27 protein-coding genes are annotated in these 25,782 nt (G+C 59.3%); 22 read left to right on the top strand and 5 right to left on the bottom strand.

The window, feature by feature from the left end:
* Positions 1-481 precede the first annotated feature (481 nt).
* The 9 genes from RAS12_RS24210 (at position 482) to RAS12_RS24170 (ending at position 8,154) form a co-directional block, all read left to right on the top strand.
* Complete coding sequence (locus RAS12_RS24210) at positions 482-1,045, top strand: lytic transglycosylase domain-containing protein (protein ID WP_306942157.1); 564 nt, start codon at positions 482-484, stop codon at positions 1,043-1,045.
* Positions 1,045-2,100, top strand: a complete 1,056-nt coding sequence (locus RAS12_RS24205) for a TadA family conjugal transfer-associated ATPase (protein WP_306942155.1) — start codon at positions 1,045-1,047, stop codon at positions 2,098-2,100. The genes RAS12_RS24210 and RAS12_RS24205 overlap by 1 nt, the downstream gene beginning before the upstream one ends.
* Positions 2,093-2,467, top strand: a complete 375-nt coding sequence (locus tag RAS12_RS24200; RefSeq protein ID WP_175154528.1) for a hypothetical protein — start codon at positions 2,093-2,095, stop codon at positions 2,465-2,467. The genes RAS12_RS24205 and RAS12_RS24200 overlap by 8 nt, the downstream gene beginning before the upstream one ends.
* 4 nt (positions 2,468-2,471) lie before the next feature.
* Positions 2,472-2,804, top strand: a complete 333-nt coding sequence (locus tag RAS12_RS24195; protein WP_306942152.1) for a VirB3 family type IV secretion system protein — start codon at positions 2,472-2,474, stop codon at positions 2,802-2,804.
* Positions 2,795-5,428, top strand: coding sequence for a VirB4 family type IV secretion system protein (locus tag RAS12_RS24190; protein WP_306942150.1), 2,634 nt, complete (start codon positions 2,795-2,797; stop codon positions 5,426-5,428). Before RAS12_RS24195 ends, RAS12_RS24190 begins: the two co-directional genes overlap by 10 nt.
* A 448-nt stretch (positions 5,429-5,876) precedes the next feature.
* A complete protein-coding gene (locus tag RAS12_RS24185; RefSeq protein ID WP_306942148.1) occupies positions 5,877-6,056 on the top strand; it encodes a hypothetical protein in 180 nt (59 codons plus the stop codon).
* Positions 6,057-6,066: 10 nt separating this feature from the next.
* Positions 6,067-6,828 (top strand): hypothetical protein, encoded by a 762-nt coding sequence (locus tag RAS12_RS24180; protein WP_306942146.1) that lies wholly within the window; start codon positions 6,067-6,069, stop codon positions 6,826-6,828.
* A gap of 32 nt (positions 6,829-6,860) precedes the next feature.
* Positions 6,861-7,133, top strand: coding sequence for a hypothetical protein (locus RAS12_RS24175; protein WP_306942144.1), 273 nt, complete (start codon positions 6,861-6,863; stop codon positions 7,131-7,133).
* Position 7,134: 1 nt separating this feature from the next.
* The gene (locus tag RAS12_RS24170) at positions 7,135-8,154 is read left to right on the top strand and encodes a type IV secretion system protein (RefSeq protein WP_306942142.1); all 1,020 of its coding nucleotides are present in this window, start codon (positions 7,135-7,137) and stop codon (positions 8,152-8,154) included.
* A gap of 5 nt (positions 8,155-8,159) precedes the next feature.
* On the opposite strand, the gene RAS12_RS24165 is transcribed toward RAS12_RS24170, so the two are convergent.
* The gene (locus tag RAS12_RS24165; RefSeq protein WP_306942140.1) at positions 8,160-8,321 is read right to left on the bottom strand and encodes a hypothetical protein; all 162 of its coding nucleotides are present in this window, start codon (positions 8,319-8,321) and stop codon (positions 8,160-8,162) included.
* Complete coding sequence (locus tag RAS12_RS24160) at positions 8,318-8,530, bottom strand: hypothetical protein (RefSeq protein ID WP_306942139.1); 213 nt, start codon at positions 8,528-8,530, stop codon at positions 8,318-8,320. The genes RAS12_RS24165 and RAS12_RS24160 overlap by 4 nt, the downstream gene beginning before the upstream one ends.
* A 339-nt stretch (positions 8,531-8,869) precedes the next feature.
* On the opposite strand from RAS12_RS24160, the gene RAS12_RS24155 reads away from it, so the two are divergent.
* The 13 genes from RAS12_RS24155 to pilM are packed head-to-tail and all read left to right on the top strand — an operon-like array spanning position 8,870 to position 22,553.
* Positions 8,870-9,586 (top strand): VirB8/TrbF family protein, encoded by a 717-nt coding sequence (locus RAS12_RS24155; protein WP_306942137.1) that lies wholly within the window; start codon positions 8,870-8,872, stop codon positions 9,584-9,586.
* Positions 9,586-10,557: a TrbG/VirB9 family P-type conjugative transfer protein gene (locus RAS12_RS24150; RefSeq protein WP_306942135.1), complete on the top strand. Its 972-nt coding sequence runs from the start codon at positions 9,586-9,588 to the stop codon at positions 10,555-10,557. The genes RAS12_RS24155 and RAS12_RS24150 overlap by 1 nt, the downstream gene beginning before the upstream one ends.
* Positions 10,554-11,873: a TraB/TrbI/VirB10 family type IV secretion system protein gene (locus RAS12_RS24145; RefSeq protein ID WP_306942134.1), complete on the top strand. Its 1,320-nt coding sequence runs from the start codon at positions 10,554-10,556 to the stop codon at positions 11,871-11,873. Before RAS12_RS24150 ends, RAS12_RS24145 begins: the two co-directional genes overlap by 4 nt.
* Positions 11,874-12,872, top strand: coding sequence for a TcpQ domain-containing protein (locus tag RAS12_RS24140; RefSeq protein ID WP_306942132.1), 999 nt, complete (start codon positions 11,874-11,876; stop codon positions 12,870-12,872). It abuts the gene before it with no gap.
* Positions 12,872-14,629 (top strand): PilN family type IVB pilus formation outer membrane protein, encoded by a 1,758-nt coding sequence (gene pilN / locus RAS12_RS24135; RefSeq protein ID WP_306942130.1) that lies wholly within the window; start codon positions 12,872-12,874, stop codon positions 14,627-14,629. The genes RAS12_RS24140 and pilN overlap by 1 nt, the downstream gene beginning before the upstream one ends.
* Before the next feature lie 10 nt (positions 14,630-14,639).
* A complete protein-coding gene (gene pilO2 / locus RAS12_RS24130; RefSeq protein ID WP_306942128.1) occupies positions 14,640-15,962 on the top strand; it encodes a type 4b pilus protein PilO2 in 1,323 nt (440 codons plus the stop codon).
* Entirely contained in the window at positions 15,952-16,467 is a 516-nt protein-coding gene (pilP, locus tag RAS12_RS24125; protein ID WP_306942127.1) for a type IV pilus biogenesis protein PilP, read from the top strand. The genes pilO2 and pilP overlap by 11 nt, the downstream gene beginning before the upstream one ends.
* A gap of 6 nt (positions 16,468-16,473) precedes the next feature.
* Positions 16,474-18,180, top strand: coding sequence for a GspE/PulE family protein (locus tag RAS12_RS24120; protein WP_306942125.1), 1,707 nt, complete (start codon positions 16,474-16,476; stop codon positions 18,178-18,180).
* The gene (locus tag RAS12_RS24115; RefSeq protein ID WP_306942122.1) at positions 18,167-19,216 is read left to right on the top strand and encodes a type II secretion system F family protein; all 1,050 of its coding nucleotides are present in this window, start codon (positions 18,167-18,169) and stop codon (positions 19,214-19,216) included. Before RAS12_RS24120 ends, RAS12_RS24115 begins: the two co-directional genes overlap by 14 nt.
* A 48-nt stretch (positions 19,217-19,264) precedes the next feature.
* Positions 19,265-19,831, top strand: coding sequence for a type 4 pilus major pilin (locus tag RAS12_RS24110; RefSeq protein ID WP_306942120.1), 567 nt, complete (start codon positions 19,265-19,267; stop codon positions 19,829-19,831).
* Positions 19,831-20,826, top strand: coding sequence for an ATPase, T2SS/T4P/T4SS family (locus tag RAS12_RS24105; RefSeq protein ID WP_306942118.1), 996 nt, complete (start codon positions 19,831-19,833; stop codon positions 20,824-20,826). The genes RAS12_RS24110 and RAS12_RS24105 overlap by 1 nt, the downstream gene beginning before the upstream one ends.
* Positions 20,823-22,064 carry a shufflon system plasmid conjugative transfer pilus tip adhesin PilV gene (pilV, locus tag RAS12_RS24100; RefSeq protein WP_306942117.1) on the top strand — a complete coding sequence of 414 codons (1,242 nt, stop codon included), beginning with the start codon at positions 20,823-20,825 and terminating at the stop codon, positions 22,062-22,064. Before RAS12_RS24105 ends, pilV begins: the two co-directional genes overlap by 4 nt.
* Before the next feature lie 36 nt (positions 22,065-22,100).
* A complete protein-coding gene (pilM, locus tag RAS12_RS24095) occupies positions 22,101-22,553 on the top strand; it encodes a type IV pilus biogenesis protein PilM (protein ID WP_306942116.1) in 453 nt (150 codons plus the stop codon).
* 81 nt (positions 22,554-22,634) lie between these two features.
* Here the strand turns inward: pilM and RAS12_RS24090 are convergent, their stop codons facing one another.
* From RAS12_RS24090 to RAS12_RS24080, 3 genes are all read right to left on the bottom strand, one after another.
* Positions 22,635-23,351, bottom strand: a complete 717-nt coding sequence (locus RAS12_RS24090) for a hypothetical protein (protein ID WP_306942114.1) — start codon at positions 23,349-23,351, stop codon at positions 22,635-22,637.
* A gap of 638 nt (positions 23,352-23,989) precedes the next feature.
* Complete coding sequence (locus RAS12_RS24085) at positions 23,990-24,451, bottom strand: DUF3577 domain-containing protein (RefSeq protein ID WP_306942112.1); 462 nt, start codon at positions 24,449-24,451, stop codon at positions 23,990-23,992.
* A 529-nt stretch (positions 24,452-24,980) separates the two neighbouring features.
* Positions 24,981-25,598 carry a hypothetical protein gene (locus RAS12_RS24080; RefSeq protein ID WP_306942111.1) on the bottom strand — a complete coding sequence of 206 codons (618 nt, stop codon included), beginning with the start codon at positions 25,596-25,598 and terminating at the stop codon, positions 24,981-24,983.
* Between the last annotated feature and the right edge of the window lie 184 nt (positions 25,599-25,782).

Below are 25,782 nucleotides of genomic sequence, written 5' to 3'. Positions count from 1 at the left end.
TGGTTTGCCCCTTTAAGCCGTTTGCCTTCCCCTTCCCCCTTTGCGGTGGCCCTTCTCCATTAAGCATTTGCGCCTTTTGAGGGCACCGATTTGAGTGCCCGGCCTTTAGGTAAGCCCCTTCCCCTTCGTAGCGTTTAGTTTCTTTTCTCACATTTAAAGAAACATCAATCGCAAACGACATTGCAACCAGTCGTAAATCAAGCACTCGGGCGCCTTGTTAGTTGATTCAAACAAGCGCGTTTACCCACGACGCGATAGCACGCAAACCAAGCTCACACAAGCACGCAACAGCCGTAACTTTTAGATTCTCTTTAATTCACCAAGTGCCAGTTTCTCCGCGTGAAGCGAAAGTTCAGCCGTCGGCTTCCCTCGTTGCCGATCCGCTGGCTTACCCGCTGGGCTCGACACCTAGCGGGGTTTTTTTCCTTCAAGGTGCGACGTGCAGCTCCAACCCCGGTATCGATTCGCCGCAGCCATTGCGATGTGGACCGTGCTGTCTTCCCAGGCGCACGCCGATTGCATTGCCGCCGCCGCTGCCTACCACCGAATTGACGTTCAACTCCTGCAAGCCATCGTGATGCAGGAATCGGCCGGGCGGGCCGAAGCCGTCAATTGCGCCAATGCCAACGCTTCGTGCGATTACGGCCTCGCGCAAATCAACAGCATCCATCTTGAACGCCTACAGCGATTCGGCGTGTCCAAACAGGATCTCTTTAACCCGTGCGTTTCCGCGTATGTGGGCGCCTGGATTCTGGCCGAGAACTTCGACCGACTGGGCGTGACGTGGGACGCGGTCGGCGCGTACAACGCGGCCACCCCGGCCAAGCGAGTAGCGTATGCGACCAAGATCCAGGCGAAGCTCAGCGCCATTCGAGCCGGCACGCTCGTTCCCGTGCATGTCCCCTTCTCACACCGAACCGCAAACGTTCAGGCCGCGGGTAGATCACCGTCCATCGCAGCCACTGTTTCCAATCCCGACGCCGGCCGTTCTGCAGGAACAGAGGCAGCCAAGCCAATCGCTCGAAATGACATAGAGGCCCGCTGATGGACGCATCAACTTCCTATGCCGAGGGCATCCTGCGGCAACACCTGAGCGCGATCGAGCCCTACCTCACCTCCAATGACGTGAACGAAGTGATGGTGAACGCAGCCGACGACATATGGGTCGAAGACCGTGGCGTAATGCGAAAAGTGGACGCCTGCCTGAGCGAAGAGCAAGTCGATCGCGCAATAACACTGATTGCGAGCAAGAACGGAAAGACGAATTCGCCGCTGCTCGACGCACGCTTGCCAGGACTTCGAATAGCCGCAGCGCGCAAACCCACGGCGCTACGCGGCTCAATGCTCTGCGTCCGGCGCTTTGCAGCAAAGCGGATCTCTCTCGACAGCTACGTGGATAGCGGTGCTTTCGAGGTGGTCACTCAAGATCCTTCGCAAGCGGCATCGGACCAGCAAGAGCAAGCGGCCCTGAAGCACGCCATGCGACATGGCGGCGCCGCGCTTCGTGACTTCTTCCAATGGGTCATCGAGCGCCGGCACAACATCGTCCTCAGCGGCTCGACGTCTGCTGGCAAGACCACGCTTCTAAATGCCTTGCTCGATCTTGTCCCCAGCTCTGATCGCGTCATCACGGTCGAAGATACCGCTGAGCTCCGCTTGAGCGTTCCCAACCACGTAGGCCTTGAGGCCAATCAGGCTCTCGGCGTAAGCGTGCGCGACCTGGTCAGGCTCAGCCTTCGGTGCCGGCCTGATCGAATCGTGCTGGGCGAGGTGCGCGGTGCCGAATCGTTCGATCTACTGGACGCGCTAAACACGGGACATCCAGGCAGCCAAGTATCGCTGCACGCGGACTCAAGCGCGATGGCCCTGCCCCGCTTGGAGTCAATGCTGAGGATGGCACCGGAGACGCAGAACTGGCCACTGCACGACCTCCGCCGCCAGATCGCATCCACGTTCAGATTCGTCGTCCACGCCCAGCGCGTCGGGTCATCCAGAGGCCCGCGTGAGATCAGAGAAATCTTGGGCGTCGACTCGGATGGGTTGTACCAAACCCGCTTGTTGTTTTCCAAAATCCAACTTCAGGACGAACACTATGAATAGCCCCCGGTTGAACCAGCTCCGTCAATGGTTCCGTGGTCGCGCCCTTGCCAAGCCCGCGGACAACCTGCTCTTGGCCGCCTACGCCGCCATCGCACTTCTTGCGCCGACCCCAGCCTTCGCACAATCGAGCATCTTCGGGGGCCGGCTGTGTACCGCCTTCCAGGCGGTCGTGAACAACGAGCTGATCTCCGTCGTCGTGCTCGTCGCTTGCGTCGGCGCGATCTTGATGTGGCTGCTGGACGATGGTCAATCGAAGGTGAAGGTATTTGCTCTTCGTCTCGCCGGCGGCATCGCGTCAATTTTCGGCATCGCCACCATCGTTGCGCTCGTATCGGGGCGAAACCTGATGTGCACCATCGGCGCCTAAGGCCATGGAAGAACGCGACCCAGTCGACGAGCTAGAGGTGGAGGTCGATCAGGCCCTCATCGAAAAGCGGCGCATCATCGGCCTCGATCGACGAGCTGCCGGCGCGTTCCTGTTGCTTGCGCCGCTGGTTGTGCTTATCAGCCGAAGCTTCTGGACGGTGCTCATAGTCATACCGATGTACCTGGGCATCCGCTACTTAATGCGTAAGGATCCAGACAAGATCGACGTGTACCAAATCTACAAGACTCAACACGATCACTACGTGCCCCGCGCCACACGCTCTCAGAAGCGCAACAAGCGCCCCTTCGGCTTCGGCAGGGACTTTCCATGCTACTGACTGAAAAAGACGGCTACCCACTCGATGCGGGCACACTCGGCGAGCTCGAATCGGCGCGGACGAAGGGTTTGGCCTCCACCGCCGAGTTGCTGCCGTGGATGTTCCGGTACAACGAGCAAATCGTCGTCAACAAAGATTCGGCGTTGATGGCGTGCTTCGAGTACACCGGCCCTGACACCGACAGCCAGTCGTCGGCTCAATTGCTGGGTCTCATGCATCAGGCTGAACACGCCTTCCAAGTCGCCAGCAGAAACCCCCAGACCTTTTGGTTTATCACCCATCGACGTCGGAGCGACCCCTATGCGCCGGCCACGATGCCTGACCCCTATTCGCAGGTAGTCGAAGACGAGCGCAGCAACGCCTTCAAGACCAAGTCTAACTACATCAACCGACACTACCTTGCCGTTGCTCTAAGCGCCTCCGCAGGGCTGGACCGCATGGCTGGAAGGTTCTTCCATGCTATGGCACACGAAAAGATAGGGCCATTTCGCGCAGCCATTCACGCATTGCGCGGAATCTGGTCTGACCAGGCCGACTTCGCCTACACCTCCGTGGAACTGGCCGCGGCCGTGAAGGACTTCGAGGAACAGCTTAGCCGCTGGAGGGCCAGCCTTCCTGCCCTGACTCTCACACGGCTGGCCGGCGAAGAACTGGGCGGCTTTCTAGCCTCCTGCGCAGCGCCTGCTGCCCCCCGCCGCGCGTCAGTTGCAATGGTGGACTTTCTCGACGAATCCATGTCCCACGGCGAAGTCATCCCCGCCGAGGACTACATCCTTTTCAAGGCCGAAGGGCGCAAGCGCATCGGCGTGATTACCGGGATACCCGCAGCGCACCAGTTCTATCCGGCACGTCTGCGCCCGCACGCGCTGGACGATCTTCTCAAAGTACCTGGCGAACTCACGATCAGCCACGTCTATCGCATCCAGGACGCCGACGCCAGCGCCAAGATGATCGACCAAATGGGCTCATACCACCGCACCAGCGCATTGGACCTTCGCGCATTGGCAGCGGTTGCCGCGAACTCTGGAGATTCAAATTACGCACCGCGCGAAGACAAGGGACGTGTTGAAGCCGCAGACGAAACTGAAGACCTGAAAAAGGGCGTAAGCCGTGGGAAAACCTCCTACGGACAGTACACGCTAAGCATAACTTCGCTATCGGCCCCGTTCCACAGCGACGAGGTCGAGGCGTGGGACGACGCTATGGAGCAAGCCCGAGCAACCGCTGGAAAGGTTGGCGATGCTTTGATAGGTGCCAAGTTCCTGCCTCTTATCGAGAGCCTGGGCGCGCTAGGTGGCTGGACGGCATCGATCCCCGGAGCTTGGCGCGATATCTCGCGCTGGGCGCCATTGCGTGCTGCCGTGGTCGCGCGTGCCGTGCCTCTTCGCACGGTTTCTCAGGGCGCGAAAGAGAATCGCCACCTGGCCACCATGATGAAACAACCATCTCCGGCCTTGGCGGGACTGCCTACCGATTACGGTACCCCCTATTTTTGGACCGGCTTCTACCACGACATTGGTCACACGCTGGTCTCTGGCGAAACCGGCTTGGGAAAGACCACGATCGTCAATCTGGGCTGGACGCTGTTCCGAAAATACCTTGGCTCAGACGTCTTTGTGTTCGACAGGACGTTCTCAAGTCGCATCCCGATCATGATGCAAGGTGGCGTGTACTGCGATCCCGAAGACACCAGTGACAGCCGTTTGACCGTCAACCCGCTGTCACTCATCGGCGAGATCCGCCACCTCAAGTTCGTCAAGGACTGGGTCTGCACATTGGCAGAACGGCGCGGATACGTCGCCACGAGCACAGACCGCGAAGAACTTGAAAAGGCGATTCTGGCGACCCGCCAACTCCAACGAAAGGATTGGAGGCTGCACGCGGTGTATGTGCAGCTTCCCGTAAGCTCGTTCCAGAATGCTCTGACCGAATGGGTCGGGGAGGCCCTGAACGCGCGTTGGTTCGACAACGCATTGGACATATTTGACGAGATCGCAGCAGGCCGGGCCGCAGCGGTGCTAGGCATAGAAATGGGCAAGCTGCTGGCACAACCTGATGTCCTCATCCCTTACCTCATCTACTGCTTCTATCGCATCCAAGATCGAATCGAGAGCCGCCGCAACTCCGGCGTTATCGCTCCTACGTTCATCGGGTTGCCCGAGGTATGGGGCTTCTTGGAAGAGCCAGCCTTCGCCCGAAAATTGGCCGAATGGATCGACACCCTTCGAAAGCTCCTTGGATGCGTGTGGATGGATGCGCAATCGCCAGAGCGATATATCAACTCACCAATCTACGCCTCAATTCGCGACAACGTCCCGAATCGCATCATCCTGCCATACCCCGCGGCGAAGACTTCGCCATCACTTCGCAAGGCGTTTACTGAGCTTGGATTGAATCCGCAACAGATAGACCAATTGGCCGAAGGAACGCCCAAGCAAGACTATTTCCTGACGCAGAAGGACGGGTTCATGCGCAAGGTGGCGCTGAGGTTGGATACGCGCTCGTTGGCGGTGTTGCGCAGCGAGCTCGATGCCCAAGCCCTGTTTGACCATTACAGAGCGTCAGGTCGAGAAGACTGGCGCGAAGCATACTTTGAAGAGGTCGCCCGTGGATCAAATCCGTAAGTCCGTTGCGCGAACGCTGGCCGTGCTTCTGTTGGTCACAGCAGCCACGCCCGTGAGCGCTGCGATGCCGCAGATTCCTGACACGTCTGAGTACGAACCAGGCGGGTCGGAATGGGGATGCGGGGTGCTTTTGTGCCTGGCCGGCCTCAAACCGCCCAGCCAATGTAGCGGCTATCTCAACCGACTCTGGCGTGTCCTAAACGCAGTCCCTCCTGGACCGTTCCCCACTTGCGCGATCGCGGGTGCAAACAATTACGCCAAGAAGTCACGCGAGCCCTACGACCTCTGCCCAGTAGGCCACGAGCCGGCCGGGCGAGGCCAAGTCGTCGCCCAAGGCACGCCTACGGGCGAAACCAAGCCATTTCGTCCGAAGTATCAGCTCCAAGGCGCCTACGCCACCTCAGAGCCGTCAGCCGATGAGGGTAGTGGTCCCGGTCAACGTGCGTGCGTGAGCGGATACGTTGGCCGTTATGACGTCTGCGATAACTGTGGCCCTGGTGGCGACGCTGGGGGTGGTGTTCCGACCACCGTCAACGTGTACAGCAGCGTCGTTTGGTTGCCCTACAAGGGGCCCCGTGCGATCGACGTCATCATCGATGGCGCGATCTACAACCGTGTTCACTACTGAGGTACCGACCATGCACTCTCGATCCCGCAGGACCGCCATCCGCGCCGCAACAGCCCTCGCATTGAGCTTCATGGCGGGCGCGCCAAAGGCGTCGGGAATTCCGACCTTCGACGGCGCTAACTTTGCTCAGCAGCTTCTCAGTGTGATGAACCAAACTCAACAGCTCACACAGCAGACGATGATGGTGCAGCAAAACCTCACAAACCTGCAGAGCCTGGGCGGCAACGTGTTGAACCTGGCCGAACAGGCTTATGGCGGACAGGGCATCGCGATGAGGGACCTGACCTCCAGCGTCTCCCAGCTATACCAAGCCGGCGCACAGCTCCAACGCATGTATGACAGTGCAAGCGCCGAGATGAAGTCTCTCGACATGACTCCCGAACGCTGGGGGACTGCCTACGTCCACCTTGCGCAAACGAAGGGCGGCGTGTATCGAAAGCAGCTCGATCAGGACTTTTCCACCATGGAGGCTTTCGCCTCACGTGCGGCCAACCTTCGGCAGTTGTCCCGCCAGATTCCTGGAATAGAGGGCAATGTTCAGGGACTGCAACTGCTCAATCAGCAGTCAGGTGTTCTCGCCGGCGAGCTTCTCGAAATGCGCAGCCTTATGCAACGCCAGGTCGTGCTCGACCTGCAAGACCGAGCGACAAAAGAAGATCTGAACAAGCTTTCCGTGGAAGGCGCTCAGCAGCGGTACGACGCTGTGGCCAGAGAAGCGGCGAGCAAGCGGTCGGCGATCGGAAAAATGCAAAGTCTTGAATTTGGCCTGTAGCCATGACCGGTAAGCCTCTCCGAAGAGTACTTATGGCCCTCTGCCGCAGCCGCCGCGAACTTCGCATCGTATGCAAGGAGCGCCGCAGGTACCGGGTGGAAATCGCCGCACGCGGGCGGCTCGACCATAAGCCGATGCGGGCGGCTGCGAAGTCTATGCGGTTGTCGCTTGCCATCGCGATCGTGCAGATTGACTGCACGTCACCAAACGCGCTAGCCGGGTTCATTGCGGTCGTCTTCCTGTCGGCAGCGCTTTTCGCGCTCGATGCTGGAGCGCGCGCCCTCGGTTGGCAATTCGGAGGCTGACATGGACGTCGCTGCCCTTTTCAATCAAGCGTTCTCGGCCGTTAACACGGCCGGCTTCGCCATGGCCGACATCTTTGTGGAAGAAGGCCGGGTCATCCTAGCCGTGGGCGCGGCCGGCACAGGCGTCTGGTTCCTACTGCGCGACTACTTTCTCGCCAGCGACACCGTCAAGTTCCTTGTCAGCCTGTTCAACCTGGTGTTGCGGATGGGCGTGGTCCTGGTGATTGTCCAGAGCATGAACGGCGTTCCGCGTGACATGTTCGTCATTGCGACCCAGGAGGCGGCAACCAAGATTACGAAGGGTTCAGCGAACCCAGTAGAAATACTGAAGCTGACGATGGACACCATTTCTCTAATTGCCGATGGCAAGCGAAAGGAGTCAGAGAAATCGCTCTACTGCAAGATCCACGGTGGCTGGTCGTTGAACCCATTGGACTGGATCATTGACTCGCGGCCCTCTGAGTGCGTGAGCAAGGATCAAATCGGTTTCTTCGATATCCTGAAGAACCTTCCGATCATCTTGGTGATTTTCCTTTGTCAGGTGCTGGCGATTATCGCGATGGTACTTATGTCTATCGCGTTCATCGTTGTCCTGCAGATGTCCTACGTCATGTTGCAGCTCGGGCTAGCGCTAGGTCCATTGCTGGTCGGGCTATCAATCATTCCGGCGGTTTCCTTCCTCTTTGACGGCTGGCTACGGTTCATGATCGCTGCCTCGCTGCAGCAGCTAGTCGCGTGGTTCGTCGCCGTTCTCGTGACAAAGGGGATTGTTCCGACCTTGGTCGGCTTTTACGCCAAGATTGATAGCAGGAAAGAGGCGGATCTCTATTTCGCTTCGAACGAGATTGCAATGATCGCCATCGCCCTTCTCGGGTTCATCGCAGCCTTCATGATGTGGCAAGTCCCAGGGCTCGCACAAGGCTTGGTCTCCGGCGGCAGCGCAAGCGCGCAAAGCTTCGGACGCGGAATGGTGGGCCGGGGCATGGCCGCGAAGTTCTTGCGCAGCGGAGGCAAGCGATGAGCTGCTCAACCTTCGCGCAACTCCCGGTCCCACTCTTCTTCCCATTCTTTGTCGAAACGGTCGGCGTAAGTTTCGCCACCACTATCGACGCGCCCGGACGACGCATAGCCCATCATAAAGGCGCGCGCCAAAAACCCCAGAACAACAAATCCCAAAAGCCCACTCATTTTCCACCTCCAGCCGATGCGTTTGCGGGGCAGTCCATGCCCGCCAGACAAAGCGGTGTCATTTGCTTGATGGCCTCCCGCTTCGCGACGCTCGACTGCTCAATCGACGTCGCGGCTGAGGTGCCCTGGGGCTTCTGCAGCGCGAAGACAGCCGCGCCGCTCGCGACTGCAACGACTGCGACAAGCAAGACGATTTTTGCTTTGGACACGGAAGACACCCCATACGTTTTTTGTTCGACGGATCCGAGTCTACCAAACAGGAACTCGAATCACTCTGGTATGGAGGGCCTCCTCAAGGGTGCCCTGCCCGCTGGTGTGGCCGTCATTTTGCGCGGCCGGAGATCGAACTTACACGTTCAGTTTATCCCTTCCTACGGACTTTCTTCAAGAGATAAGTGCACTCCCCGCTTCCAAATAGGGATGCGCACGCTTAATCCAAATCGCAGAGCCTAACCATGCCCTTCAAACTCCCGGGCCGCTTCTTGGGCCGCCGTCGTCCTGACCTGCGTCCTGCAGATTCGGGGGCCCCGCCCACTCAGCAGCGTGACATGCCCGCATTCGATGCACACGCCCTCCCGTTGACCGAGCGCGCCCAACGCCTGTACTACGCGGTGTTTCAGCGGCCATTACAGCAAGCCGATCGCTCTGCGCTGGTCGCTTTCGCCTTCTTCCTTGTGGCGCTGATTGAGGGTATCGCCCTTTATCAGTTGGTGCCGCTTAAGCAACAGACTCCTTATTTCGTCGAGTGGGATTCGCGATCTGGCGCCGTTTGGATCTCTGACCGCGTTGCGGAGCGGTTCACACCTGAAACAGCCAACAAGACATTCTTCCTGCGTCAGTGGGCGACTTGGCTGCTAACCATCAAGCCGAATCCGTCCGACTCCATCGACGTCGACATTCCCAAGGCGACGCGTTGGACCATCGGGACCGCGACAGATCAGCTCACGAACTACTTTTCCAAAGTCGATCCGATTGGCGTTCGCATTGCCGATCAACCAGGCCTAACGCGAGAGGTCACGGAGAATTCGACGACCTACAGCGTCGACGGCAAGCAGGCTTACATGCTTCTCACCCTGCAAGAACGTGTGAACGGGAAGGAGTACGGGGAACCAAAGACGAAGCTCCTCACGCTGCGGTTCCTTCTCTCAACAGACAAACAAGGGATCGATGACCAGCGGTCCAACCCGCTCGGAGTCAAGATCGAGTGGTGGACGCTTACCGATTATTTCGGTCCTACCAGCGTCCGCATCCAGGGAGCTCAGTAATGCGTCTCGCCCTTCCCCTCATTGCGGCGGTCGTCAGCCTGCTTTGCGCCAGTGCGCCGGCACACTCACAGGAGAGCGATGTCAGAACGGAGGTCGCCCAGGCGCAGAAGCGTGCCAGCACAGGTCCGAACGCGGCTGTCCCTATGCCTCTCGACGCGCGGCTGGTTACGTTCAACTTCGACCGGGACTACGACTATCCCGTCCTCATGCGTCCATTCACGATGGTCCATCTGGAATTCGCGCCAGGCGAGTCCATCAAGGGCTACTACTCATCCGATATGAGCGCGAGCCGCTGGACCTTCAAGGCAGCGCGCACGAAGCGTGACTTGTTCGTCATGTCTAAGGGAGACAACCTGCTCAATACCGCAACAATCATCACGAATCTACGCACCTACCAGGTAACGTTCGTGTCTGCCTCGAAAGGCTCGTACTACAAGCGCGTAAATTGGGCCGGCGATGCGGATCAGGATTTAGCCGCAGCAGGACTCGACACATTTGGCGGAAATGGGCCGACGCGACGCGGGTCGAACGGCCCGCTAGGTGGGATGGAATGGGACGCTCCCGCCACCCCTTCTCCCCGTTCCGCCGCAGTCCCTCGCTCCGACCAAGGCGGGCGGCCAGCGGATATCGTCGACATGTCGAAGGCGAATTTCGACTATCGCATTGATGGCAGTGCCCCATTCAAGCCTGCGATGGTCTTCGACGACGGCAAGTTCACCTGGATCCAGCTCCCGGCCGACGTTCAAGAAATTCCCGCCATCTTTGCTCTCGGAGCCGACGGCACTGCTGAGCTCGTCAACTTCACCGTGCGCCGCAACTACTTTGTGGTTCAGCGCCTATTTCCGGACGGCGCGCTACTAAAGCTACGTAAAGACGAGGTCCGAATCTTCAACCGCCGCGGTAAAGCGTGTGGGCTGTTCGGCTGCGGCGTGTCCGGCGTCAAAAATCTGAACAACGCGACATATCAATGAGCGCACCAGCCACCACATCCAGCGGACCGGCGCCGCAGCGTCGCACTGCGGTGTCCCGCGGGCTAATTAAGATCGTCCTGGTCACTTTCATTGTGGTCGTTCTCGGCTTCGTGGTCGTTCGGAGGCTTGCCGGGGTCGCGCCCGAATCTGCGGCGGACGCCCGAGCCAAGAAGGAAGAGCAGGAGCGTGCCGCAAAGGAGGCGGGTAATCCATTTGCAGTGCAGCGATTGATCGCCGATCAGCTCCGAGACCGCCTGGCGCGCAACGATGACCAAGCTCCCCCGCGCACGGCGGCGCCGGCACAGGAGACAACTGCTGAGCCTGCCAAGCCGACACGCACGGAGACCGACGCCAAGCGGATCGAGGAGCATCGGCACACAGAAACGGTGTCGCAGCGCGAAGATCTGTCGGGTGTCGAAATTGGCTTCTGGGAAGCACAGGACCAGGACGACAGTCAGAACGGCACTCCGGGAATGCCGCAGCGCGCCCCGTCCAGTCCTGAAAGCACCCTTCGCGATGTAGCGGCGGTCGCTGCTGCCGCCGGCATTGACACCAGCGGCTTCACGCGGGGCACTTCTCCCGTTATACCGCCTCGCGGGCAACCGGCCAACACAGTTGGCCAGGTAGTCGGGCCACAGGGCAACGCAAGCGCATCAGGCGGCGCTACAGGAAGCATAAAGTCGCCTTTGTTCGCGTCTGCTGCTCCATCCCCCTACTACATCCGGGAAGGCTGGATCATTCCTGCGGTTATTCAACAGTCCCTGAACACTGACGCCCCGGGCACGTTTCGCGCCATGGTGACGTCGGACGTCTACGACAGCTTGCGAGGCGAGCACCTCCTCATCGAACGGGGCACAGCCCTCACTGGAGAGGTAAGCACCGACATCGCCGAAGGGCAGAGCCGCATGATTATGTCGGTCAACCGAATGGATTTCCCGAGCGGTGGCCGCGTGGCCCTGGGAGGCTGGGACATCTCCGACCGCAGTGGAGCCGCAGGCATTGCCGCGAAGGTTGACGACCACTTTTGGGAGCGCTTCGGCAGCGCCTTTGGAGTAGCAGCAGTCGCCGCATTGGCCGGGCGCTACGACAACAGCCAGAACGTGACCATCAACGTCGGCAGCGGGGGCTCCAACAACGGCAGCGCCACATCGACCTTGACGGGCACGGCCGGCCAGGCACTGAGCGACACAGTCCGGCAGATCCTCCAGCGCAATCAGTCGATCAAGAGAACGCTCACGCTCGAGCCGGCCGACAAGATCAACATCGTCGTCGCACGAGATCTCGTGCTCGACCCGAACATCGTCAGGAGCTACTAAATGGTGTACCGCCTTTCCCATCTATTCGCGGGGGCCTGCCTGGCGCTGCTCGTACCAGTCGTTGCCAAAGCACAGCCCGAATTCGCTGCCCCGAGCCCTGCGTTCTATGAGTTCAATTGGAAGCAGTCCGGAGACAGTGGCATATCACCCGTCCAAGTGTTCGACAACGGCCGGAGGGTGTACCTGCAGTTCGCCCCAGGCAGCGAGATCCCCGCTATCTTCGCCGACGCCCCAGGCGGGCGCATCTTGCTCGCATGGGAGGCGCAGTCCCCCTATATCGTGATTCCTCATATGGAAGCACGCCTTGCCTTCAGGCTAGGGCGACGAGAGGCGCTCGCGTGGCGCGCGGGCCTTCCTCCAGAAGGAAGCTATACAGGCCTGGCGACGCCGGCCAGACAGACTGGTAGCGCGGCATCGCCAGCCACAAGGGAACAGTTGGCGCTTCGGCGCACAGCCGCCGATGCGACGGCCGGCCCGGATCCGTCTTACAGGCCCATCGTCGCCGCCGCTCCACCCGTCCAGCCCGCGGCACGTCCACTAGTTGCGTCGGTGCGAGACGGCTCCAGTCTCGCCACGTTCATGGGCGTCGCAATTGCCGGACCGGTATCGGACTCCACACGCGACGACCCCTCCAATTCCTCCGCGACCGGCGCGGCCGCCGCCCCAAGCGGTTCACCCGTCGTGGCAACCGTCGACCTATCTGCTGCCGGCAGCACCATCGCAGCTATTGCCACTGCACCGCCACCACAGCAGGAATGGCATGCAGATCTCGGCAAGACCGTCCAGCAGACACTCGATGCGTGGGCTCAGACCGCCGGCTGGCAGTCCGTGAAGTGGCAACCCGACTTCGATTACGTCATTGAGGCTCCGGCAACGTTTCGCGGCGAGTTTTGGGATGCGGCCAACGATCTTCTTTCCGCGTATGACGCCGCGAAAAGGAAGTTTCGAGGCCTCGCATATCGCGACAACAAGGTGTTGGAAGTCTGGGAGAAGAAATAATGAAAAAGGCAATCGTACTGGCGGTGGCCGTGGCGGCATCGCTCTCTGGCTGCGCCCTGCAGCGGATCAAAGATACTGAGGCCCGAGTTGATGACGCTTATGGTGAGCATGCTGCCGCCGCGAGCAGCATGCGAAAAGCACGCGATCGCGCCGTGGAGGTGATTGATAGACCGTGGGTATCGAAGACTCCCATCCTCCGGCCGTCGAGCGCCACATATCCTGCACCGCTGCAATGCCCAATCACTTTCGTGCCTGCCGCCCCGATCAGCGTCTTTGAATTTGGGCAGACGGTAACGGCACTTTGCGGGGTTCCAGTTCGAATCACGCCTGACGCAATCGCGGCCTTGAGTGGAGGCACGCGTGCGGGCTCGAGAATGCCCGATATGACGCCGCCAATCGGCGCGAACGGCCCTATGCCACCGGGTGGGTTAGGAGCACTCGGCGGCGGTGGCCAGAGCTCCGCGGCCTTATCAATGTCCGCCAGAGACACGACGATTTCGGGCATTCGTTGGGACGGAAAGCCGCTGCCCGGTCTGCTGGACGCAGTAACTGCCCGCCTCGGGTTGAGCTGGAGCTTCCGCGATGGCGCCGTACAGATTCACTACTTGGACACCAAGGTCTTCCGGATCTACGCGATCCAGTCCAAGACGAACATGCAGTCTGTTGTCCAGTCCGGCACACAGCTCGCTTCGTCGGGCGCCGGGGGGCAAGGTGCTGCCGGCGGAACATCGTCGTCGGGTACTGGCGGCAGCACCGTCTCTGGGGGGTCCACGCAGACCACCATGGTATCGATCGAATCGAACTTGGCTGAGGACGTGGATCGGATGATAAAGAGCATGCTGACGCCGGGCTTGGGGCAATCCAGCCTGTCGGTCAGCACAGGGAGCGTCGCGGTAACAGACACACCCGACGTGCTCAGCCGCATCGCTGCGTATCTCAAGACCGAGAATCGCAACATCACCCGCCAAGCGCTATTCAACATCACCGTCGCCGTCGTGCAGCGGACAGAGACTGACGACCAGGCCCTCGACCTGACTGCCGTTTATAAATCGCTGAACGGCAATTACGGGATCACGGTCGCCAATGCATTCACAGCAGCGTCCGGTTCTGGCTCAGCGTCGATCGGCATCTTGGACACGGCGACCGGTACTGCGGGCCAGTTTTCGGGCTCGAACGCGATTCTTCGCGCGCTGTCCAGTCAAGGCCGGGTGTCAATCGTCACCCAGCCATCCGTCACAACCCTCAATTACCAGCCAGTTCCTGTCCAGGTCGCAAAGCAGACGAGCTATCTAGCTGCGGTCTCCAACACGGCAACGGCTCAGGTCGGCTCCACGTCGGCGCTAACGCCTGGAACAGTCACGACGGGCTTCTCGATGGATCTGCTGCCATTCATGATCGACAGCGAGCAGATGCTCCTGCAGTTCACGATGAACCTTTCCACGGACCCGCGCCTCCGCACCGTGACGAGTGGCGATAACTCCATCGAAGTACCGGAGGTCGACAGCCGAATATTCTCTCAGCGTGTGCGCCTTCGCTCGGGACAGACCCTCATTCTGTCCGGCTTCGAGCAGAACGTCGATCGAGGCAACCGCAGCGGCATGTTCAGCCCTTCGAATTGGCTTACTGGCGGCGGAGGCTCGACCAACAATAGGCGCGAGGTCGTGGTTATCCTGATCACGCCTATCGTGTTGGAAGACGATTCCGAGATTCAGGAAATGACTGACACCGCCGGACAGTACCGTGCGAGGTCAAGCTGAGGTGGCAACCATGGCTCAGACCCAAGCTGACGCCGGAAGCGTCACAGTCATTTCCGCCGGCGGGAAATCACTGGTGTCCGGTCTCTACTGGCAAACGCTCTCAAAACCCCAAAAGGTGATGCAAGAAGCGCGAGAGATCGGAAAACGCGACGGCATGGACATCGTCGCAATCCGTCGCCTTCCTACAATCATCCAAGCCGGCTTTGTGCGCAAACAGGCTGGCGTCCAAAAGGGCATGTTTAGCCTAGCGTCGATCGTTGCTGACCTACTCCTGCGCAAGGAAGGGCAGTCTACTCTCGACCCTCTCATTGCCGCCTTCGCTGTCGGCGATGGGAGGTTCGCGATCGTCGCATTTAAGGACGGCGGAGTCGTTCCGGATTCCGACGTTGTCTTCGGAACGCTGGCACAAGCCCAAGAGGCCGTCCGTGCCCTCTACGCTCTGCTCTCCTCCAAGGGAAAAGAAGTCGCGGTATACGCCCCAGCGGAGCTCGAATTCGGGGGAGATGCATCCGTCACCCTAGAGACGCTTGCGAGTGTCGCTGGACGCAGTCACAAGCTAAAGCCGCTTCGGTTTGGCCTGAGCAGACGGGAATGGGTACTTGTGGCAGTTGCGGTAGTGGCTCTCATCGCACTCGCCGTCGCCCTCCAGGTCTATCGGCAGCATGAGCGCGAACGTCAAGAGCGTCTGGAGCGCCTGCGTCAAGCCGAGCTGGCGCGTGTTAGACATGACAGCGGCCAAATTGTCCTCCCCGCGGCCCTGGTGCACCCATGGACGACATCCCCATCCGTCCCGGCCATGATTTCCCATTGCGAAGACGCCGCCCGATCGGTGCCCCTTTACGTCAGCGCTTGGGAGTTCAAGGGACTCAACTGCACGCCCGCCGCCTTCGAGGCGGCCTACTCGCGCCTGCCACGTGCAACTGTTTTGGATTTCCGGGCAGCCGCAGCCATCGCCTTCCCAGGTGCCGCGGTGTCTATCCAGGCCGACGCGAACCAAGCGACGGTCCGCATCTTGTCCAAGGCGCCGGCGGGAGGCGATGACGAAATGCTGGACATCGGATTCCGCGTGGACAGCCTCGTTTCGCATCTGCAAAAGCAACTTATTCCGATCATCGTTGCGCCCAAGGCCGCACCCACTCAGAGCGCGCCGGGACACGAACCAAACGCGCCGCAGGACTGGGTGGCCGCAACCTTCGAAATTACATCCGACTGGCCAGCGCATTCCATCTTTAAGGGATTCGACGCGCGAGGTGTCCGCCTGCTGGAGCAGTCTACGACCATCACGGAGAGAAAGCTCTCCTACACGATGAAAGGAGAAATCTATGGAAAGTAGGACCGTATCCGCGATGTGCGCCGTGATGGTGCTGCTGCTTGCTCCCATGCCGCAGGCGGTAGCTCAGGTCGCGCGCCAAACTGATCAAGAAGCGCCGCCGGCGGGCACGCTGGCGGAACTCGCTGACATTCAGCTCCGCAGACTCAGGTACGAAGCCCTTGCCGGAATGAATGAAGCAAAGTTGGCCTACGAAAAGACCTCGCGCGTCGAAGACCGAAGTGCTACAGGGGTTCCTGCGGTCCGCTCTGTCCAGGGGGTGGGAAGCCACTTATACGCGGTTCTTGTGTACGCCGGTGGCGCACAGGCCACCGCCCGGCCGGGTGAGGACGTGCCAGGCGGCTACCGCGTAAAGTCGATCTCCGTCGACCGCGTGGTCTTGACGCGAAACGGTCAAGAGCTTCGATTGGGATTCTCGGCAGAAGCCCCTCAAGCGATGTCCGATGGTCCGGTTCGGCTGAGCTCCCCGTTCCCCGGCGCCGCAGTGCCGTACCAACCAGGGAGGTGAGCTGCTATGGATACCACGATCCACACCCCCAATGCCAGCGCCGAAGTTGAACTGGCGCTCGTCTCGCCAGCCGGGCCGCATCGCCGCGTACAGAATTTGAGCGCTGTGGGCGGTGACTGGCAGGCCCCGGAGTATGTGATCGACCGCGTTGTATTGTCCGACGACGGTGTCCTATACGTCGACGAGGAGCACAGCGACGACATGCGCGTGATGTCGTACATATCCCGACTCCGCCTCAACCGCGTAACGTTCGAACAGCGAATGGTCAGCCATTCGGAGATTAAGCGACTTCAGCAGACCGCCAAAGACGGCGCTGCGCTATCGATGGTCGACGGTCAGGGAAGCACCAAGACTGCGCAGCAAGAGCAAATCAATCGAATGATCTCCGAGGCCGCGCGCCTAGGTGCTAGCGACATCCACTTCCTTCCGGACGTCGAGAAGACCTATGTGAAGTACCGAATCAATGGAATTCCAGAGGCGCGTTTCACACTCGACCGGGCCGTCGCTGAAGATCTGGTGTCGACGCTCTACACGTCGATGTGCGAGAAGCCTGACAACTATGAACCATCGCGCAAACAAAACGCCCGTCTGATGGAGCGCTACGCGCGTCAATCCGGTCTGTTTGTATGTCGCATCGCCACTGGCCCAGCAGCCCGAGGCAGGAAGCTCGTCATTCGCCTGTATCCCGACACCGGAGACACCCCGAAGTCGATGGAGCAACTTGGGTACTTGCCAGAACAGTGCGATCAGATCCACCAGTTTTCCCGCAAGACATCGGGGATTGTCTTGGTCACGGGGACGACAGGGTCAGGCAAATCCACCACCCTCAATCACTACCTTAAGCAGGCACTCTTGCACGCTGACGGCGAGCTAATCATCGCCACGGCCGAAGATCCAGTCGAACAACCCATTCGCGTGGTTCTCAACCGAGAAGGCCACGATATTGTTTATGTGGCTGTGCAGGAGCCGATCATCCCGGCCGGCACCAGCGAAGAGGAGATTGAGGCAGCTTGGGTCGACGCAATCGACCACATGCTGAGGTCCGATCCAGATTCCATCCTGATTGGCGAGATACGCGGGAAGGCATCGGTGCGCTCCGCAATCCGCGCAGCGCTCACCGGTCACCCCACTCTCGCCACGCTTCACGTCAAGGACGCCATCAGTACGTTCGACCGTTTGGAAGACTCCGGGGTCCCGAGAAATCTCCTAACCGATCCCACCTTGTTCATCGGCATCATCAACCAGGCGCTGGTGCCGGTGCTCTGCCCTCATTGCAGCATCCCGTTTGGCGATTCCGAGAAAGGGTTGGAGGCGGGATTGCGTGATCGAGTAAGGCGATTCTGCGATGTCTCAGGGGTTCGGCTTCGCGGACCAGGCTGCCCACATTGCCGACGCGGACTCGTCGGTCGAACGGTGTGCGCCGAGGTGGTGTCTCCCAACCCGTCGCTGATGGCGGTCTATCGCAGAAAAGGGACATTCGCTGCGCAGAAGTACTGGGTGCAAAAGATGGGCGGAATCACGCAGTGCGCTCATTTGATTCGTCTGATTGAGGCTGGCCAAGTGGACCCGGACCTTGGGGAGCTCATGGTTCGGCCGTTAGATAGTGACGCCTGGCTCAATGAAGGTGTGCGGCCCCATCGAACGCGCCGCTCAAGCGCCCGCTTAAAGCCGTCCATGCTCAATCAACGGGGGTATCGCCATGGCAAAGCTTAGCCCGCGCAGGCGCATGCTCATCTACCGCACTCTCTACTCGATGGCGCGATCCAAGGTTCCCGTTTTCGATGCTTTGGTGGACATTCAAAAGGCACACAGCAGAAACGGAAGGCGACCGAAGGCTGCAATAGCCGTGTTCGCGCACGAAGTCCTCGTCCGCTTCTCGAGCGGCATGAGCGGAGATCGATTTGCGGAGGCATTCGAAGGATGGCTGCCCCCGACCGAGATATCCATGCTCGCCTCCGCCCAAAAGGCTGGAGACATTGCCACGGGCTGCGACGACGCGATCAAGCACATAAAGCGCCAGGCGCGAGTTCGAGCAGCGATCTTTAGCGCATTCGCCTATCCGTCGGTGATTGTGGTGATGGCCGCAGTACTCCTGACGTTCGTCTCGTTCAAGGTTGTCCCTGTATATGCCAGAGGCTCCGATCCGGCGACATGGACTGGACAAACTGCAGTGGTCTATTGGATGAGCGAGACCATCCGGCATTACGGCATCTTTATTCTGCTGGCCTTTGCCGGTTTGGGGTATGCGATTCGATGGTCGCTGCCCAATTGGACGGGCGCACTTCGGCCAGCGTTTGAACGCCTGCCCCCGTGGTCGACCTACAAGACGATGCAGGGCGCGATCTTCTTCTCGAATCTCGCGATCCTGCTCAATGCCGGCGCGGATCTTCTACAGACCATGGTGCATATCCACAAGCACGCGAATCCGTGGCTGCGACAGCGCTTGCAAGACACCATGTACGGACTAAGCATGGGAAAAAATCTGGGTGTCGCCCTTGAGCTTGCAGGCCACAAGTTCCCAGACGAAGAGTCGATCGCTTACATCACCACCATCGCCTCCCGAGAAGGTTTCGCGTTCGCCTTGGCCGAATTCGCTACGAACGCCGCCGAGACCGCGGCCGAGCGACTGGAGGCCTCCGGAAAAGTCATCTTCTTCGTCGGGCTAATCGGAGTCACAGCACTCGCAGCTGTCATCTTCTTTGGCCTATTCGGGCTGCAAACAGCCGCAATGGGCGATCGAGCTTTCTAACCGCGCAGGACAGCGCAGAGCAACAAACTTTCACCTTTGGAGTATCACATGACCACTTGCGTTAATACCCCCTCCGCATCTCACGCTTTGCTCGCCAATCAACCCGCGCCCCGCCCTCACACTGAGGATGTCGGCCAGCATGCCATGCCTCATGCTGGTACGCCGCTCGCAAGGCAGGCGGGAGCGTCCGTCGACAACTTCCTGGCCTGGATGCTGTTGGCTGTCATCGTGGCCGCTGCGGTTTTCGGAGGCTACTACGTCCTCAACAAGGACACGGAAAACAACCAAGAGGCGCAGAATATTGCGCAACTCGTCAAAGGTGCCAAGCTCCTGCGCGACATGAACGGCTATGGCAACGTGACAACTGCCGCCTTGCAGGCCGCCGGCGCAATCCCCAGCAATATGATCGGAGCGACCACCGGCACGCTCTATCACAGTTGGAATGGCGAAGTCACCGTGGTTGGCGCAGCTACGCAGTTTGTCATCACCTATCGAGCGGTCCCGAGCAGCAACTGCATCCCGCTGCGCGCCAATCTTTCCAGAACTTCTCAGTTTGTCACCATGACGAATTGCCCGACCACCGGCAACGTCGACCTGGTCCTGACTGCACGCTGATGGAAACGTTGCCCGTCACCTTGGAGCAAGCGACAAGCCTGCTCGATCTGAGATTCGTCGATATGATCATCGGTCCTGATTACGCGGAGCTTCGAGAACTGGAAGGGAGTCAGTCCCTCTCAGATAGGGTCCCGGGCCATCTGCAGGCGGACGTCAACTTGCTGCGGCAGCAATGCAGGCAGGCGCTGCGCACGCTCACGAAATCCGAATTCACCGCCTCTTTGGGTGAAGAGAAGTTTCGGGTGACGCAGCTTTTTGACGTCGACTCGCAGGATATCTTTATCCTGGCTCGGGCAGACGTAAAGACAAGACCCTTGAAGTCGCTCGGCATGGCAGATCGGCTGTTCAATCATCTGACGCGGCCGAAGCTGAGCGGCCTGGTCGTCGTATCTGGAGGAATGCGACACGGAAAGACGTCCACGGCCGACGCCATCTTCATAGACCGCCTTGAACGGCATGGCGGTCTAGGCATCGCGCTCGCCGATCCTCCAGAAACCGCGCTAAACGGCATACACGGGAAAGGGCGCGCAATCCAGATCGAGGTGGCACGCGAACACGGCGGCTATCAGGAACAGCTTATGAGGGGACTTCGGTCTCGCGCGAATATCTTCTACCTGGGGGAGACACGCGATCCGCCGTCCGCGATCGAAGTGGTACGCGTCAGCGGCAATGGCTGGCCGGTACTCACGACGCTTCATGCAGACAGTCCTGAGCTGACCTTCACGAAACTTCAGTCGTTATGTGCCGGGTCAGGCGCGTCTGTCGAATCCTTCAATGCAATGCTCGCCGACAACATCGCCGCTGTGATTCATCAACAGCTTGAAACCGTGAAGACGCCCACTGGCATCGCCAAGCGCCTTCAAATCAACTGGCTCGTGTTGGACGGCAAGGAAGACACAGCCATCCGCGCGAAGATTCGCAAAGGCGACTTCGCGGGGCTGAATACGGAAATTGCGGCCCAAAAGGCGGCAGCGATCTTTGGGAGCAGGACATGAAACAAAATTATCGAATGGTCGCAGCCAGGCGCAATCAAGCCGGCTTTACCGTCCTTGAGGCGATGCTTGTCACCATCCTCTTTGCTTCGGCCATGGGAGCCTGGCTCTGGTACCAAGCCGACTACGTGGCAACGCTTACCAGTCGACAGACCGCCTTCCATCAAAAGCAAGTTGGCAATGCCGCCGCCGCGTATGTCAAAAACAACTACGCCGCGCTTCTATCCTCGACTGCTGGTGGGCCGGTCACCGTCTCTCTTGAAACGATACGAGACGCCGGCAATCTACCTTCGAGCGTGCCGCTTCGAAATCCCTATGGCCAGGCCTACTCGCTAGCGGTGCGCCGGGTAGCACAGGGCGGCCAGGACATCCTGGAAGCCCTGCTCGTCAGCGGAGGCGGAGCTGACGTACCCGAGACCGACCTGCGTCGGACTGCCGCCATGCTAGAGGGCGGAGGCTTCGTGCTCTCGCGCCAGCCTACGGTTGCTCAGGGTTCAATGGGAAGTTGGCAGGTCCCAGTTGCCAGCTTCGGCCTTTCATTACCCGGCGGCAATCTGGCCACTGCACTGTTCTTCAATAGCGCTGGCCAGGTCACCGACTATCTGTACCGAAATGCGGTGGCCGGTAGGCCAGAGGTCAATCGGATGAACACGAGCATCGACCTGAACAGCAACGACCTCAACAACGTTCGCACCGTGCGGACGCAGACGGTTGATGCCACGGCCAACATCAACACCAAGGGCGCCTTGGTCATTCAGAACGGCGACGGATCAACGCGAAGTGGTTGGTACACCGCGGGAAACGACGGCTGGCTCCGCGTCCTGAATGACAGCCACGTCGTTACCGGAGGGGAAGTCCGCGGGGGTGCCGTGCGCTCCATGGGACAAACGTACTCACACGGCCGACTCAACGCTTATGAGTACCTGTATGTAGGCGGTGTTGCGAATGAGGGCTGGGGCTGCGAGGCCAACGGCCTGGTCTCCAGAACTGGCATCGGGGAGCCATTGTCGTGCCAGTCTGGCGTGTGGCGAAAGGCCGGAGGCGGGCAGTTACGGTGCGAATACTATTTCGCAGGACGCGCAACTGATAACTTGCCTGCTGACAATTCTTGGTGCCCTGCGGGGATGATCGTCACCAGCGTCACCAGCTCGGGGAGCAATCAGAACTTTTACACGGTCATGGGAAAGAGTTTGTACGCAGGCAACGTGGGGCAAGGCTACACATGCTGCGGAATCTCTTGAAGTTGCTATGTACGTTGCTAACGGGAACACAATTTCATGGGTCTGCTAATAATTCCCCTCCTCGCTCTGCTCAGCCTCATCGCAGTCTTGGCTTCGCATTCAGAGCAGAGCACATTAGATGTGCAGCAACACGTGGAAGCGGCGGCTGCCGGCGGTAGCCTGCGCATCTATGCAGGCGCAGTGGCGCGATTTGCTCAAGCCAATCCGAATTTCTCGGGCGCGGCTCCCTATGGCGCGCTTGGCCTTCCCACATGGTTCTACCCGCAACCAGGCACTGACAACCTGGTCATTGCAGGTAAGGCATATGTTTACTTCGTGCCTAGCGCCAGCACGCCTGATCTGTATCGAATGATCCCCGAAGATGAAGTTGGGCTCCCGTATCTGCTAGGCATTGCCCGAAATGGCTACCTCGACTCCCCCTCGGCGGGAACTGGAATAGTCGGACTGCCGGCCCCTATTCCAGAAGGTGCGGTCGTGTACATCCTCTGATTCCAGTAGGCGCCGGCCAGCGATCGGTATCCGCTCTGTGCTCGTGCGCTTACGGGATAAGCCACGAGCCGCCGCCTTTGCTCACTCCTGTCTGGCCGCCCCTCTCAGGAACGAGAAGTCAATGCCGTCCTTGGTAAGCGCAGCAGTCTCTTGGATGAATTCGTCAAAGACGGCAGGCATCAAGACGTCGGCAAATTCTAGGCGAGAAGGCAGCATTCGATTCAGTGCTTCGTCATCAGCCTTTACGACTTCCACGAAGAGATATCGAAAAAAGTCGCAGACTACTCGAAGTGCAGAGAGCGAAGCGTCCTTTGACCAGAATGAAGCCTGCTTTGGTATATCGATCGATTTCCAATTGCCCCCCTGAATCGAAAACGGGATCATCCAATCTGAGCCAGCGTCTTCTGGTTCATGAAGCTCGGCTTCCCACGCCGCCGCCTTCGGATGGACGTAGTCGTTTCTCGCACGGATGAGGTCGGCTGCTTTTTGGACCACATGACTTCCATGATCAAAGCTGGTTATCCCTTGCATACGAAGGGCAGTTTCAATTTTCGGCAAGGGCGCCAACTTGTCTATCTCATCCCGCAGCGCCTTCGGTGCATCAACTGACTCCAGTATGCAGTTTGCAGTGCACTCAATGCTTAGCGCGGACGCAATGACCGACGCTCGTGCATGCCGACTCATCACAAATGAATTATCGATATCCGACGCCAGTCTGTGGTGAAAAGCAGCATCAGTCAGCAGGTCATAGAAGGCCACGTACCGAAACTTGGCAGGCACTGTCAGTGTCTTGGGCATGTCTGGTCGCTCATGTTATTAGCAAGGGGATTAGACCAAGCGTCGTCGGCGCTGGGTCCTAAAGATCCTGGTCCTCCGATTGGAGGTAACAAGAGTACACCGTCCAAATTTGGTGTGCGATTTCACCTTGAGACGCTGCTGCCAAACGTCATAGCTCGTCCTTCGAGATTCAAAACAAAACCCCCGCCAGGCAATGCCGTGCGGGGGTTGGAGCGCTCTTGCGCTAACGGTGCGGTGTTATGGGCCACCGCTGGCCTGAGATGTGGGATGGGGTTGGCGCCCGAGTAAGCTCAACTGTAGGCTTGCCACAAGCGACAGAATCGCTTCTGGCAAGCCTACTCGGGCTATGCGTGCCCTGCCCTAAGCAGAGCGGGGAGAAGAGGGGAAAGCCGCGGCCGGTTCAGGGCCGCGACGGGTAGCTCAGTCTCGATCGAGGAACGCCAATTCGCCGAATCGAATGAGGGTGAATGACACTGCTTTTTTCATCTGGCCTGTTCAGCAGCCTAACCAGATACTCGGGATGCGCCGTTTTAAGTGCGGCGCGCACTGAACAACCTGCGAAGTTCTCTTCAATAGGCGCCGTTGGCGCACATTGAAGAAAACTCCACCTAGGTGGAGTTTCGGGGTTTGGCTAGGACTTAGTTGCTATCCGTGCCAGTTCGAACACCATCAGCCGAAGCTTCGGGTTCAACGTACTGATAGACCAGCACGCCATCGACTTTCGCCATGTGGATCTTCAGCAAGCGGCCTTTGAGGACCACTCCCGTCTGACCAGCACGAGTGCCAGTCGTGATCTTATAGGTATCGATGTACGGGTCGCCGATGGTCACGGACGCCAAGACCTTTCGGTTGGAGTCGTTCGCAGCTTCTTGAAGCTTTTCGCTCATGACCTTGATAGCCTCTTTGCCGACGATCTTCACGTCGCAATTCAGCCAGGTGAGTGAATCCGCATTACCTTCCTGCGCTTCACCATGAAAGATGCTGATGCTGCACGAAAGGAACGGAGAACCTTTCTTGGGCTTAACTTCGCGAACGCGACGGACATAGCCGAGGCCGCGGAGATGGGCATCGAAGTACTTGGGGGTGTTTGCTTGAGCCATGACGGATCTCCTAAAGAAAAGGGGAACCGCCGCCCCAGTCGGGGAGGAAAGTTCCCCGATGGGCTGAAAAGACACTCCTGGTCGCTAGGACCTGCGGTCACCGAATGGTGGAGCCAAACCGCATTACTACAAAAGATTCCGACATAAGCTGTCGGCGCGCTAACTAGCCGATATCTTACGTTTGCGTCATCCAGAAATCAACGAGATTTGCGCACCGATACTCCAAATTCTCGACGTTCAAAAAGTCCCTTACTGAGGACTCGAAATTTTGAATGGCAGTATCGACGCCATCGTCGACCGACGCGGCGCAAGGTCACGGCAAGGGTCGATCGCGTTCAGCTCTGCCGCCGGGACGGTCTCGACTGCGCGGACTTCTTGACCAGCGCTGTCCAGTGTCACGACTTCCACCTCTCGATCGTCTCCGGATACGGCGAGAACCGTTACGTCACCAAGGCGAGCGTGCATCGCTTGCGCTCCGACTGGACACTTGTTCACCCACGGGGAAATAATATTCATCGCTAAATCCTTGTTAGAGGTTTTCAACACTTGTGGGGAGTGGGCCTTGGCGCACATCACTCTGACCACCCGGCCTGGTCGGGACCGACCCGCCGTAAAAAGTTGGAGCGCTGCTGCCGTCGCGCTGACCTTCGATGGCGCCCCAATCCAGGTTGGACTCGATTTCATTGAGGTCGTCGGCTAAGTCCTCGCTGTCCTCTTGCGGGCCGGCCGACCGGCCGCCCACGGCAGCTTGCTGAGTCAACGGTGGAGCAGAGGTTCGAACGATATCTACCCTACCTGCTGGCAGCAGCACGGAAAATCTGTCTGGCCTGCCTGCCACAAAAATGTAGTTGCCCTGCACATCTGCCGAGTCGCGCGCGCCGCCTGATAGATCAACCGGCACCGTCAGCAGCTTCGCCGGCAGTGGTTGGTCAAGCACAACAATAGTCTTGCCCTGGTCCCCAAATGCGCGCACCACTCCGACCTCGCCTTCGGTGCTTACCGAGTAGTCGAAATCCAAGCTTTCGGGCGATACCCGCAGGTCTGGTGCATTTCCCGCGCAGCCAGAAAGCGCGATTGCAGCGACAACGCCGGCAATCGCTGAGACAGTCCGTGCTGCGCGTTTGGGGGGTGGGATTAGGAGGTCCAAGAGAGTTCCAATGCCGGGGCCAAGTGGCGCGCCGCCGCAGCCCTGACCCGCACATCATAGACCGCGAGGCGGTGCTCAAAAAGGTCAGTACTGCCCTTGCCAAACCGCTGATGTTATGTGTAGGATTCCGCCCAGTACGCCCGTCAGAGCCCATCTGGCATCTTTTGCAGTGCAGCGGTTTGGC

The organism is Achromobacter seleniivolatilans, assembly GCF_030864005.1.
GTDB classification, from domain to species: domain Bacteria; phylum Pseudomonadota; class Gammaproteobacteria; order Burkholderiales; family Burkholderiaceae_B; genus Achromobacter; species Achromobacter seleniivolatilans.
The sequence above is the reverse complement of the archived record's forward strand: the minus strand, read 5'-3'. Positions and strand labels throughout refer to the sequence as shown.

Excerpts from the sequence above, each read along its gene's own strand:
- RAS12_RS24210 (WP_306942157.1), top strand. The coding sequence starts at position 482 with ATGTGGACCGTGCTGTCTTCCCAGGCGCACGCCGATTGCATTGCCGCC.
- RAS12_RS24205 (WP_306942155.1), top strand. The coding sequence starts at position 1,045 with ATGGACGCATCAACTTCCTATGCCGAGGGCATCCTGCGGCAACACCTG.
- RAS12_RS24200 (WP_175154528.1), top strand. The coding sequence starts at position 2,093 with ATGAATAGCCCCCGGTTGAACCAGCTCCGTCAATGGTTCCGTGGTCGC.
- RAS12_RS24195 (WP_306942152.1), top strand. The coding sequence starts at position 2,472 with ATGGAAGAACGCGACCCAGTCGACGAGCTAGAGGTGGAGGTCGATCAG.
- RAS12_RS24190 (WP_306942150.1), top strand. The coding sequence starts at position 2,795 with ATGCTACTGACTGAAAAAGACGGCTACCCACTCGATGCGGGCACACTC.
- RAS12_RS24180 (WP_306942146.1), top strand. The coding sequence starts at position 6,067 with ATGCACTCTCGATCCCGCAGGACCGCCATCCGCGCCGCAACAGCCCTC.
- RAS12_RS24175 (WP_306942144.1), top strand. The coding sequence starts at position 6,861 with ATGGCCCTCTGCCGCAGCCGCCGCGAACTTCGCATCGTATGCAAGGAG.
- RAS12_RS24170 (WP_306942142.1), top strand. The coding sequence starts at position 7,135 with ATGGACGTCGCTGCCCTTTTCAATCAAGCGTTCTCGGCCGTTAACACG.
- RAS12_RS24165 (WP_306942140.1), bottom strand. The coding sequence starts at position 8,321 with ATGAGTGGGCTTTTGGGATTTGTTGTTCTGGGGTTTTTGGCGCGCGCC.
- RAS12_RS24155 (WP_306942137.1), top strand. The coding sequence starts at position 8,870 with ATGCCCGCATTCGATGCACACGCCCTCCCGTTGACCGAGCGCGCCCAA.
- RAS12_RS24150 (WP_306942135.1), top strand. The coding sequence starts at position 9,586 with ATGCGTCTCGCCCTTCCCCTCATTGCGGCGGTCGTCAGCCTGCTTTGC.
- RAS12_RS24145 (WP_306942134.1), top strand. The coding sequence starts at position 10,554 with ATGAGCGCACCAGCCACCACATCCAGCGGACCGGCGCCGCAGCGTCGC.
- RAS12_RS24140 (WP_306942132.1), top strand. The coding sequence starts at position 11,874 with ATGGTGTACCGCCTTTCCCATCTATTCGCGGGGGCCTGCCTGGCGCTG.
- pilN (WP_306942130.1), top strand. The coding sequence starts at position 12,872 with ATGAAAAAGGCAATCGTACTGGCGGTGGCCGTGGCGGCATCGCTCTCT.
- pilO2 (WP_306942128.1), top strand. The coding sequence starts at position 14,640 with ATGGCTCAGACCCAAGCTGACGCCGGAAGCGTCACAGTCATTTCCGCC.
- pilP (WP_306942127.1), top strand. The coding sequence starts at position 15,952 with ATGGAAAGTAGGACCGTATCCGCGATGTGCGCCGTGATGGTGCTGCTG.
- RAS12_RS24120 (WP_306942125.1), top strand. The coding sequence starts at position 16,474 with ATGGATACCACGATCCACACCCCCAATGCCAGCGCCGAAGTTGAACTG.
- RAS12_RS24115 (WP_306942122.1), top strand. The coding sequence starts at position 18,167 with ATGGCAAAGCTTAGCCCGCGCAGGCGCATGCTCATCTACCGCACTCTC.
- RAS12_RS24110 (WP_306942120.1), top strand. The coding sequence starts at position 19,265 with ATGACCACTTGCGTTAATACCCCCTCCGCATCTCACGCTTTGCTCGCC.
- RAS12_RS24105 (WP_306942118.1), top strand. The coding sequence starts at position 19,831 with ATGGAAACGTTGCCCGTCACCTTGGAGCAAGCGACAAGCCTGCTCGAT.
- pilV (WP_306942117.1), top strand. The coding sequence starts at position 20,823 with ATGAAACAAAATTATCGAATGGTCGCAGCCAGGCGCAATCAAGCCGGC.
- pilM (WP_306942116.1), top strand. The coding sequence starts at position 22,101 with ATGGGTCTGCTAATAATTCCCCTCCTCGCTCTGCTCAGCCTCATCGCA.
- RAS12_RS24090 (WP_306942114.1), bottom strand. The coding sequence starts at position 23,351 with ATGCCCAAGACACTGACAGTGCCTGCCAAGTTTCGGTACGTGGCCTTC.
- RAS12_RS24085 (WP_306942112.1), bottom strand. The coding sequence starts at position 24,451 with ATGGCTCAAGCAAACACCCCCAAGTACTTCGATGCCCATCTCCGCGGC.